Genomic DNA, 10,203 nt, shown 5'->3' with positions numbered 1-10,203 from the left:
TTCCCGGGGCAGGTCAACTCATTTTCGGATTAGCCACGTGTCCATTCCCGGGGCAGGTCACCTCATTTTCGGATTAGGCATTTTCGTCCGAGGGGCGCACGGCGGGAATGGAGCCGAATCGCCCGGCCTGGAAGTCCTCCATCGCCTCGATGATCTCGGTGCGGGTGTTCATGACGAACGGACCCGCCATGACGACGCGTTCACGAATCGGCTTGCCACCGAGCACGAACACCTCGAGGGCGTCGGTGCGCGAATCCTGTGTCGCGGCAGCAGAGATGGTCAGGCTTTCACCCCTACCGAAGACGGCGGTCTGTCCGGTCCGGATCGGGCGGTGTTCCGGTCCGACCGCGCCATCACCGGCGAGCACGTATGTCAGGGCGTTGAATTCGGGGTTCCACGGCAGGGTGACGCTTGCTCCCGGCGCCACGGTCGCGTGCAGCAGGGTGATCGGTGTGTGCGTCGAACCGGGACCACGGTGCCCGTCGAGTTCTCCGGCGATCACGCGGATGAGCGCGCCGCCGTCGGCCGAGGACAGCAGGGCGACCTCGCCGCCGCCGATGTCCTGATACCGCGGGGCGACGAACTTCTCGGCCTTGGGCAGGTTCACCCACAGCTGCACGCCGTGGAACAGTCCACCGCTGACCACGAGATGTTCCGGTGGTGCTTCGATGTGCAGAATGCCGCTGCCGGCGGTCATCCACTGGGTGTCGCCGCCACCGATCGTGCCGCCGCCTCCGTGGGAGTCGCGGTGCTGCATCATGCCGTCGATCATGTAGGTGACGGTCTCGAAACCGCGGTGCGGATGCCAGGGGGTGCCCTTCGGTTCGCCGGGCGCGTAGTTCACCTCACCCATCTGATCCATGTGGATGAAAGGATCGAGGTACTTCGTCTCGATGCCCGCGAACGCACGGCGGACCGGGAAGCCTTCGCCTTCGAAGCCGCGCGGTGCAATGGTCACGGACAGGACGGGACGTGAGAGCGCGTCGGGTGCGGGCTCTTCGACGCGAGGAAGAGCGAGAACGTTGTCGACGGTTACGGCAGGCACGGTAACCCCTCTCGGTCATGTAGTTGATTTGTCAACTATCTTACTGCACTCAACCGCAGTCCTTCTCGGGTTGTTCCCACCCCGATGTGCGCCGCCGCATTCATGGCTTGACCCTGACGTAGCGTCAGGGTCGATGCTGAAGCCATGAGGATCAGCGACTTGGCCCAGGCCGCGGGAACCACCGTTCGCGCCGTTCGGCACTACCACCGGCTCGGGCTCATGCCCGAACCCCCACGGGCACCCAACGGATACCGGGACTACGAACTCGCCGACCTGGTGCGTCTGCTGCGCATCCGCTGGCTCGCCCAGTCGGGTGTTCCACTGGGTTCGGTGGCGACCGTCCTCGGCGGCCACTTCACCGACGGCAGCGACCGAGATGCCGAGTCCGATCTCACCGCAGACCTCGAATCGCTGCTCGAGGCGGCAGACAATCAGATCCGGACGCTGCAGGTCAAACGTGAGGCACTCGCCGCGATTCTCGAGCGTCACCGCGCCGGCGACCGGCTCTCGCCCTTGCCGTCACCGATCGTCGACGCGTTCGACGAACTCATCGACGGCGAGGACGACCCGCACACCCGGACGCTGTTCGTCCGCGAACGTGACAGCTGGGAGATGCTCGCACTCTCCGGGCAGGCATCACCGGAGTATCTCGACGCCATGCGAACCCTGCTCGACGACCCCGAACAACGGCACGCCATGGTCGCCGTCTACCGACGCTTCGGTGCACTTGCCGGACAAGATCCCACCGCGGCAGCCGACGAGGTCAGCGCCGTCATCGACGGCATGACCGCCTTGCTCGACGACATCCCGATCATGGCGGAGGTGCTCGGTTCGTGGGCAGCCGAGGCGGCAACTGCCCTCGAATCGAACACCGAGGTGCTCGCCGAGTTCCTTCCGGACCCGGCCCAGCAGGCCGTCGCGATCGGGTTCGTCCGGCGCGTCGCCGCACAGTCGGGACCGCAGCAGGACGGAGCGCGGGCATGACTGAGCGCACCGTCCGGCTCGTCCACCGAGCCGCTCTCGTCCTCACCGTGGTGGTGGCCTGTACGAACGCCTTCCTCGTTGCACTGGGCATCCTCACACCGGTGACAGCACTGAAGGTCTGGCTCGGATTCGAGCTACCTCTGGGAATCCTGGTGCTGATCGTCGGCGCACTGCGGGTTCGAATCCTGCGCCGATCCGGAACACCGTGGGCGGGGGTGCTCGACGAACTCGTCGGCCGCGTGCCCGGGGCCCTGATCCGCGCAGAGTTGAGAAGCTACCGCGCATTGTGGTTCCTGATACGAGGACGTCGGGTCGGCGCCGGACCTGAGGTGACGACGATCGGTTACACCCGCGGCACGATGAGCGTGCCGATCGCGTGGCTCGTGGCGTCGGTCATCGAAATCGCGGTGGTCCACATACTCGTGCCGTGGGAATGGCTGCGCTGGACGTTGCTGATCGTCTCGGTGTACTCGCTTCTTCCTCTCGCAGGGTGGCTCGCGGATCGTGTCGTCAACCCGCATCTTCTGACACGGGACGGCCTCGTCCTGCGCTCCGGACATCAGGTCGTGGCACGTATCGACGCCGACAACCTGCAGCGATGTATCCCGCGCCATCGCTTCCAGCCGGCGGAGACGGGTGTGGACGGCGAGGTGCTGTTCCTGCCCGGTCCCGACGGCACCAATCTCGATCTCGTCCTCGCGGAACCCGTCGAGGCCCTCTTGCCGGCCTTCTTCGAACATCGCCGCCGTCCAGCGCTCGTGAACCGGTTCGCGATCCATGTCGACGATCCCGCAGCGGCGCGCCGAGTGCTCGACGCCGCGCTCCTCGCCTGACGAGACGAGGGTGAAATCGCGGTGCTGGCACGTGACTTCGCGACGACCACGCGTTTGTCGCCGATACGCTGGGCCGGCTCGCGATCGACAGCCCGGCCGCGGAGCGGTTACGGGACACGACGGGGGTGTTCCTGCGAACCGGCGGAAGTTATGTGCAGACCTCCGAGGAACTCGTCCTCCACCGCAACACCGTGAAGTACCGGCTGCACACCGGCACGACGTTGCGCGCAGACGAGCCCGTGTGGATCGACTGGACTCACAACGCTCTCGCGTTCGCGCTGCTGCGTGGTGCGGAGGCTTTCGGCCTCGACCTGATCCCCGCCGAACAGGACAGGTTCGTCGTCGAACAGCACATCGCCGCAGAGCTCGTCGGCGCAGACCCGGCCCGTCTTCCCGCCACCCGCGCCGACCTCGAGGCGTAGGTCGACGAGCAGCGCCACTGGTTGTCGCTGTCGCTCGCCGCCGCCGAGGTGACGCACGCGCTCCGGAAGCCGAACCTGTGGGGCAATCCGGTGAAGGTGTTCACCTTCGTCGTCGTGCAGGACGACATGTTGTCGCTGCTGCCGGAGTGGGCGCGCCTGATGTACGGCATCGAGGGCCGCCCGATGAACCTGGGCGCCGCCGCGCGCACCACCAAGCGGCTCATCGGCATCGCCCGCAAGAACGAGTCGTACGACAGGATGGTCGCCGAGATCACCACGCGCATCGACGAGACCCCGTACCGCAAGGTGCGTGCGCGCAAGGCCTGACCCTGTTTCAGAAGGAGGGATTCGGCCGGACGAACCGTTCGTCGATATCGGCGACCGAACGGGCACCGGTCAATGCCATGGTGAGGTCGAACTCGGCGATCACGTTGCGGACCACCTCCTCGACGCCCTGCCGACCCGCGATCGCCAGTCCGTACATGTAGGGCCGGCCGAGGAGTACGGCGTCCGCGCCGAGCGCGAGCGCGACGAAGACATCGGCACCGCTTCGGATCCCGCTGTCCAGCAACACGGTCGGCTCCCGGCCGATCGCGGCACGGATGTCGAGCAGAGCATCGAGCGAGGCGATCGATCCGTCGACCTGGCGTCCACCGTGGTTCGACACGACGAGGGCGTCGACGTCGAGGTCGACGGCGCGACGCGCGTCGTCCGGATGCAGAATTCCCTTGAGTACGATGGGAAGTCGCGTCCGATCCCGCAACGTCGCCAGATGCTCCCAGCTCAGTCCCGGATTGGAGTAGATGTCGAGGAAGGTCTCCGCGGCGGCGCGCGGTGCGGGGGAGCGGAGATTGTCGAGGAATCGACCCGGATGGTTGCGGGTCATCGACAGCAGTGTGCGGATCGCGCCGAACGTGACATCGGGTCGCTCCGTCAGCGTGTCGCGGGCGGCGTCGATCCGCTGCCGGACGATGTCGAGGAAGCGGGGATCCGAGGTGTACTGGGCGATGCCCTCGCCGCGTGCGAACGGCAACGACCCGAGATTCAGGTCCTGCGGACGCCATCCCAGCATCGTCGTGTCGAGGGTGACGACGACGGCCTCGGCGCCCGCCGCTTCGGCCCGCCGCAGCAGGCTGTCGACGAGATCCTCGTCGGAACTCCAGTACAGCTGGAACCAGCGGGACGCAGAGCCCATTGCGGCAGCGCAGTCCTCCATGGAATTGCACCCTTGATTGGAGAAGATGTACGGCACGCCGGTCGCGGCGGCCGCCCGCGCGATCGCCAGGTCGCTGTCCGCGGCCATCAATGCTCCCGCGCCGATCGGTGCCAGCAACAGCGGTGAGGACAGCGACGTGCCTGCCACGGTCGTACTCAGGTCGCGTTCGGTGACTCCGTGGGCCATGCGCGGGACGATCGCCCATCGGTCGAACGCACGCCGATTGTTGCGCATCGTGCGTCCCTCGCCGGCGCCGCCCGCGACATACGCCCAGGCCCGCTTCGAACTCGCGCGTCGCGCGGCGTGTTCGAGGTCGCCGAAGGACGTCGGGACGGCCGGACGCCGGCCCAGCGCGCCGTTGCGGTACACGACCCCCTGACGTTCCCGGCCGGGGCCGGCGGGTGCAGATGCGGCAGTTTCGGTCACGAGTGAGTTCCCCTCTCGAACGGTGGCGCTTGTCGATCCTTCCTCACGAACCCGGCCGAGTGAACCGGTTACCGGTGTCGAATTCGGAATCGGTGCGGTGGATCCGGCGGCGGGCGTACCGTCGGATCCATGACCGAGGACGGCCAGGTTGCACCGTGGGACGACATCTACCGGGGCGTCGCCGAAGGGTTTTCGGGCCCCGTACCCTGGAACATCGGCGAACCCCAGCCCGAGATCGCCCGATTGATCGACGAGGGCGGATTCCGTAGCGACGTGCTGGACGCAGGCTGTGGGCATGCCGAGACCTCCCTCCGTCTGGCGGCACAGGGATACACCGTGGTCGGTCTCGACCTGTCGCCCACAGCCATCGAGGCCGCTCGGGCCGCGGCGGCGGAGCGGGGCCTGACGACCGCGACCTTCCAGGTGGCCGACATCAGCTCGTTCACGGGTTTCGACGGCCGGTTCGCGACGATCGTCGACAGTACCCTGTTCCATTCGCTGCCCGTGGACCGGCGCCGTGCCTACCTGAGCGCCGTCACCCGTGCCGCCGCTCCGAACGCGTCCTTCTTCGTCCTTGCCTTTTCGAAGGACGCCTTCCCCGAAGAGGGCCAGGGACCCAATCCCGTGACGGACGACGAGCTACGCGACGTGGTTGCCGAGTTCTGGACCGTTGACGACGTGCGGCCGGCCTTCATCCACGCATTTCTCGGCGACGAAGAGGCTGCCGCGTGGCAACGCGACGACAAGGGCCGTTCGATGCTCCCGGCCTGGTTGCTGTCGGCCCACCGCGATTGAGGGTGCACGCGGAAGTTCGATTGCATTGCCGGGGTGCGAAGTTCACCATCGGATCTGTCGGAGCGGACCACCCGCGCCTCGTCATGATCCAGGAGTCACCGTGCACCCCGATGTCCCACCCGGAACCGATCCGCTGGTCGGGTACGGACAGCGCGCCACCACGTCTGCACCGGCGACTGGGTGATCGTGCGCGAACCGGCCACCGAAGGCGATATGACCGGCGGGGTCTGTGCGGTGATGCCGCGTACCGGCGCGATTCGTCGTGCCGACGCGTCGGGGCGTTCGGAAGAGCAGGTACTCGCTGCCAACGTCGACACCGTCGTGGTGACGGTCGCATCCGACACCCTCGATCTCGGTCGCATGGAACGTCTGCTGGCGCTGGCCTGGGACAGCGGCGCGCAACCGGTAGTCGCCCTGACGAAGGTCGACATCGCCACCGAAGCGGAATTCGAGCAGGTCGCCGTGGTCGCACCCGGAGCGAGCGTGGTGGAGGTCTGTGCGCCGAATCGATCCGGCCTGAATGAAATGCGCGAGGTGCTCCACGGCACCGTCGTGTTCGTCGGAGCGTCCGGCGCCGGGAAATCGACGCTGGTCAACGCGCTGTGCGGTCGCGACATCCAGGCGACGGCACCGGTGCGCCAGGGCGACGGCAAGGGCCGGCACACCACGACCGATCGAGAGATGTTCCCTTTGGGCGGCGGCGTGACCCTCATCGACACTCCGGGGTTGCGGGGTATCGGGATGTGGGACGCCGGTGCCGGCATCGCCTCCGCCTTCCCCGAGATCGATGAGCTCGCTCAGTACTGCCGCTTCGCGGACTGTGCGCACGAGACCGAACCGGGATGCGCGGTTCGTGCCGCTGTCGACCGCGGCGACCTCGATGCCCGGCGAGTGGAGAGTCATCGCAAACTGCGACGTGAGAACGAATGGATCGCGGCCCGGTCCGATGCCCGATTGCGGCACGAGCGGACCCGTGAGATCAAGGTGATGAGCCGCGCGATCCGGGCGTACTACCGCGACCGCTGAGTGTTCTCGGCGCGGCATACAGGGCGGTCGGTACCGCTCCGCGCAGTTCGCGCTATGAACCGGGGCTTGCTACTGCAGCACGCCGCGCCGACCCGCTTCAGCGCGCTGATCATGGAAGACCCGACCGAACGGTCGGGGTCTTCGACCTGTGTGAACATACCAATCGGTACTTCCTGCTCGGGTCGTCGTATTGTGAACGCGGACGGTCTCGGTCGGCGTGCAGCTACGCGTTATCGAGGTGTGTCGTCGGACACGAAATGATTACGACCCGGCTCGGGGGTGTACACCTCCTCGGTCGAATCGAACCGGTCTGTTCCCGAGGGGGGCGACCCATCGCGGCCTCAATTCGACCATCTGCGGGACGAACCTTCGGCGCGTGCGGTTTCGTGATCGAAGGTGCTGCTGCGCAACTAATTCGGTGAGAGTGCAGCGATCCTCGGTGGACAAGGGGCAGGATCGGCCAGGTACCGCTCCGGCAGGTTCTCGCTGGGCCGGCCGGATGCGATCGCCGCAATGATCGACTTCCGAGTATGGCACGCACCACTTTCATTGGTTCGGATGGCGTCGGCCACGATCGCTTGAAAACCTCTCGACCTGCGACGTTACCTGGTTGTGACCTGATGGTCGCGTGTTGGCCCTCCGTGCGGTGGTAACGATCCCGCCGGTGATGCCCGCGGCCCCGTTCGAAGGCCGAACCCAGCTTCGGCGAATCTTGGAGCACGACCCTTGTCCGTTTCATCATTGCGCCGTTTCCGTGCCGCGGTCGCCGCCGCGGCCGTCCTCACCGCCGCGCTCGGCGTCGGTACCTCCGTCGCCCACGCCGACACCGCACCCACCACCCCTGCACCTACCCGTTTCCAGGAGCCCCGCGGCCTGCTCCGGGCGCTCGACTTCGACGCCCTGGCCGCCGACGGCTGGACCGTGACCGACGACGAGGAAGAGGCCGAATCCGCAGAGTCGACCGAGGTGGTCGAACTCGTCGCCGAGACGACTCCTGCGCCGCTCCCCGCCGTCACACCCGAGGAACTGACCCGCATCGTGCCGGGCATCCCGGCGGAGAAAGTCGAGCAGTTCATCGCGCCGCTGAACGACGCGATGGCGCGCAGCGGCATCGACAACCCGGTCCGTCAGGCGGCGTTCATCGCCCAGCTGGCCGTCGAATCGGACTCCTTCCGCACCTTCGAGGAGTACGCGTCCGGTCGCGCATACGAGGGTCGCGCCGATCTCGGAAACACCCATCCCGGCGACGGTGAGCGCTACAAGGGTCGCGGCGCGATCCAGATCACGGGCCGTCACAACTATGAGAAGGTCAGCGAGCACATCGGCGTCGACTTCGTCGCGCACCCCGAGCTGCTCGCCGCGCCGGAGAACGCCTTCACCACCGCCGCCTGGTACTGGACGTCGCGCAACCTCAACGAGATCGCGGACACCGCAGGGATCGTCCGTGTGTCCGAGCTGGTCAACGGCGGTCACCATGCCCTCGGTCGCCGCATCGACGAGTTCGAGCGTGGTCTGGACGTGCTGCTCCAGCCGTAAGCCCGACACGGTCGCACCGGGCCGATGAGTTCGGGGTGCGCCGACGGTCTATCGGAGCATGAGAACACTGATCTACGACTTCGGCGTGTCCCTCGACGGTTACATCAACGACCGTGACGGCAATATCGACTGGACCGACCCCGACGACGAACTGCACCAGTTCCACAACGACCGGTTCCGCCGGCTCGAGCTCTCGTTGCACGGCCGGCGGATGTACGAGCTGATGGCCGAGTACTGGCCGCACCTGCCCGAGGACGCCTCGCCCATCGAACGCGACTTCGCCGAGTTGTGGACGACCACGCCCAAGGTCGTCTTCTCCCGCACCCTCACCGAGGTCCACTGGAACAGTCGCCTCGTCAGCGACGACGCGGTGGAGGAGGTGCGCAGGCTCAAGGCCGAGGGAGACGGCGTCATGGAGGTCGGTGGGGCGAACCTCGCCGCGTCGCTGATCCCACACGGTCTCATCGACGAGTACCAGGTGTTCGTCTCACCCGTCCTGCTCGGTGGTGGCACACCGATGTTCCCGCCCCTGGAGAAGCGCGTGGATCTGCGCCTGGTCGAGACCCGACAGTTCACCACCGCCGTGATGCTGCGCTACCTCGCCGACTGAGGGCCGCAGGCCAGATCAGAAGAGCTCCGGCGTCACCGGCGGGACGTCGTCGAGGAACGCCGTCACTCGGCGCCAGCACGTCCGCCTCTCCGGAGATTCCCAGGTGTGACATCGCGGGCAGGATCATCAGGCGTGCCCGGGGGATCTTCTGCAGCATCCCCGTCGTCGCTGCTTCCTCGTCGCCACCGCCGAGCAACCGGAACATCGTTACCGCATGTTCCGGTTTCACGCCGTCCGCGTCGCCGACGATCACCATCGTGTTCGCGGTGATCGACCGCGTCTGCTCGTCGGTGATCTGCTGGTCCTCGATGTTGAGGACCTTCATCTTGTCGATGTAGGCGGAGAACGCCGCGGGGTCGGGCGTGTGCTCGGTGAACACCTTCTCGATCGAGGTGGCCGAGCTGACCCGTCGAGCTCGCCGTGCACCTCGAAGTACAGGTTCAGGCCGTTGATCGGCAGACGGCCGCTGCGCGAGGGTGTCGAGTCCGCCATGTCACCCGACTTTCACCGCGCGCCGGTGCCCGGACCGTAGAGTCGCGCCACATCGGGGGAATCGAGCCACCCCGAATAGGTCGGCGACTGCGGCCAGCCCTCGGGCGAATCCTGCCATTCCTCCTGACGACCCCACGGAAGGATGTCGATCAGCGCGAAGGTGTAGCTGAGCTGCTCGGTGCCGCGGCCGGTGGTGTGCCAGGTGCGGTAGACCGTGTCGCCGTCGCGCAGGAACACGTTGACCGCGAACCCTCCACTGGGAGGTGCGTCGACGTCGGCGCCGAACGAACTCTCCGACGACGAGTACCACTCCATCGTGTTGCCCACCTTCACCTTGTAGGTGAGGGCTTCGTCGATCGGCCCGTTGGTGACGACGACCATGCGGGCGTCGTAGTTGTCGAGGATGCCGAGCCGGGTCCACTGCGTCGTGAGACTCGTGCATCCACCGCACTGCCATTCGGCACCGTCGGACCACATGTGGTGATAGGTGATGAGCTGCGAGCGGCCCTGGAACACATCGACGAGCCGGGTCGGGCCGTCGGCGCCGATCAGCGTGTAGTCGGGCAGTTCGATCATCGGCAGCCGGCGGCGCTGCGCTGCGATGGCGTCGAGCTCGCGAGTGGCGGCCTTCTCCCGTCGCCGTAGGTCGTCGAGCGCCGACCGCCATGTCTGCTCGTCGACGATCGGTGGAAGGGCGCGGGTGGTCTGCTGGGTCATGACGTCTCCCGGAGTCGGACGGATCCGTTCGCGAATGTTGACCGGGGGCATGCCCGAAACTCATCGAGCCCCTCGATCGGAGTGTTCCGACAGAGGGGCTC

The 10,203-nt window shown here is 66.8% G+C and carries 11 protein-coding genes and 1 pseudogene; 8 read left to right on the top strand and 4 right to left on the bottom strand.

The genetic code is table 11. The annotated features are described in order from the left end of the window. Nucleotides 1–73: 73 nt before the first annotated feature. Nucleotides 74–1,045 (bottom strand): pirin family protein, encoded by a 972-nt coding sequence (locus tag A5767_RS18270; RefSeq protein ID WP_006552027.1) that lies wholly within the window; start codon nucleotides 1,043–1,045, stop codon nucleotides 74–76. 144 nt (nucleotides 1,046–1,189) lie between these two features. Between A5767_RS18270 and A5767_RS18265 the strand changes: the two genes are divergently transcribed. The 4 genes from A5767_RS18265 to A5767_RS18250 all read left to right on the top strand — a co-directional run bounded on the left by A5767_RS18265 (nucleotide 1,190) and on the right by A5767_RS18250 (nucleotide 3,611). Continuing rightward, on the top strand, nucleotides 1,190–2,029 hold the full coding sequence (locus A5767_RS18265; protein WP_064852872.1) for a MerR family transcriptional regulator: 840 nt from the start codon (nucleotides 1,190–1,192) through the stop codon (nucleotides 2,027–2,029). Next, on the top strand, nucleotides 2,026–2,862 hold the full coding sequence (locus A5767_RS18260) for a hypothetical protein (protein ID WP_064852871.1): 837 nt from the start codon (nucleotides 2,026–2,028) through the stop codon (nucleotides 2,860–2,862). Before A5767_RS18265 ends, A5767_RS18260 begins: the two co-directional genes overlap by 4 nt. Nucleotides 2,863–3,014: 152 nt before the next feature. Continuing rightward, nucleotides 3,015–3,284, top strand: coding sequence for an oxygenase MpaB family protein (locus A5767_RS18255; protein ID WP_064852870.1), 270 nt, complete (start codon nucleotides 3,015–3,017; stop codon nucleotides 3,282–3,284). Between the two features lie 21 nt (nucleotides 3,285–3,305). Then, nucleotides 3,306–3,611 (top strand): hypothetical protein, encoded by a 306-nt coding sequence (locus tag A5767_RS18250; protein WP_064852869.1) that lies wholly within the window; start codon nucleotides 3,306–3,308, stop codon nucleotides 3,609–3,611. 7 nt (nucleotides 3,612–3,618) lie between these two features. Here the strand turns inward: A5767_RS18250 and A5767_RS18245 are convergent, their stop codons facing one another. Continuing rightward, on the bottom strand, nucleotides 3,619–4,926 hold the full coding sequence (locus A5767_RS18245; protein WP_064852868.1) for an alpha-hydroxy-acid oxidizing protein: 1,308 nt from the start codon (nucleotides 4,924–4,926) through the stop codon (nucleotides 3,619–3,621). Between the two features lie 129 nt (nucleotides 4,927–5,055). Between A5767_RS18245 and A5767_RS18240 the strand changes: the two genes are divergently transcribed. The 4 genes and pseudogenes from A5767_RS18240 (at nucleotide 5,056) to A5767_RS18225 (ending at nucleotide 8,893) form a co-directional block, all read left to right on the top strand. Next, nucleotides 5,056–5,721, top strand: a complete 666-nt coding sequence (locus tag A5767_RS18240) for a class I SAM-dependent methyltransferase (RefSeq protein ID WP_006552032.1) — start codon at nucleotides 5,056–5,058, stop codon at nucleotides 5,719–5,721. A 177-nt stretch (nucleotides 5,722–5,898) separates the two neighbouring features. Then, a pseudogene (gene rsgA / locus A5767_RS18235) lies at nucleotides 5,899–6,747 on the top strand (ribosome small subunit-dependent GTPase A); the annotation flags it as partial. A 726-nt stretch (nucleotides 6,748–7,473) separates the two neighbouring features. Further along, on the top strand, nucleotides 7,474–8,283 hold the full coding sequence (locus tag A5767_RS18230) for a glycoside hydrolase family 19 protein (protein WP_231913219.1): 810 nt from the start codon (nucleotides 7,474–7,476) through the stop codon (nucleotides 8,281–8,283). Between the two features lie 58 nt (nucleotides 8,284–8,341). After that, nucleotides 8,342–8,893, top strand: coding sequence for a dihydrofolate reductase family protein (locus tag A5767_RS18225; protein ID WP_006552034.1), 552 nt, complete (start codon nucleotides 8,342–8,344; stop codon nucleotides 8,891–8,893). Here the strand turns inward: A5767_RS18225 and A5767_RS18220 are convergent. Further along, the gene (locus A5767_RS18220) at nucleotides 8,856–9,272 is read right to left on the bottom strand and encodes a hypothetical protein (RefSeq protein ID WP_006552035.1); all 417 of its coding nucleotides are present in this window, start codon (nucleotides 9,270–9,272) and stop codon (nucleotides 8,856–8,858) included. The two genes, A5767_RS18225 and A5767_RS18220, sit on opposite strands and share 38 nt — an antisense overlap. A gap of 125 nt (nucleotides 9,273–9,397) precedes the next feature. Continuing rightward, the gene (locus A5767_RS18215; protein WP_064852875.1) at nucleotides 9,398–10,102 is read right to left on the bottom strand and encodes a DUF899 domain-containing protein; all 705 of its coding nucleotides are present in this window, start codon (nucleotides 10,100–10,102) and stop codon (nucleotides 9,398–9,400) included. Nucleotides 10,103–10,203: the final 101 nt, after the last annotated feature.

It is taken from the genome of Rhodococcus sp. 852002-51564_SCH6189132-a (assembly GCF_001665495.1).
Classification (GTDB): domain Bacteria; phylum Actinomycetota; class Actinomycetes; order Mycobacteriales; family Mycobacteriaceae; genus Rhodococcus; species Rhodococcus pyridinivorans.
This window is presented reverse-complemented; position numbering and strand designations above follow the sequence as displayed.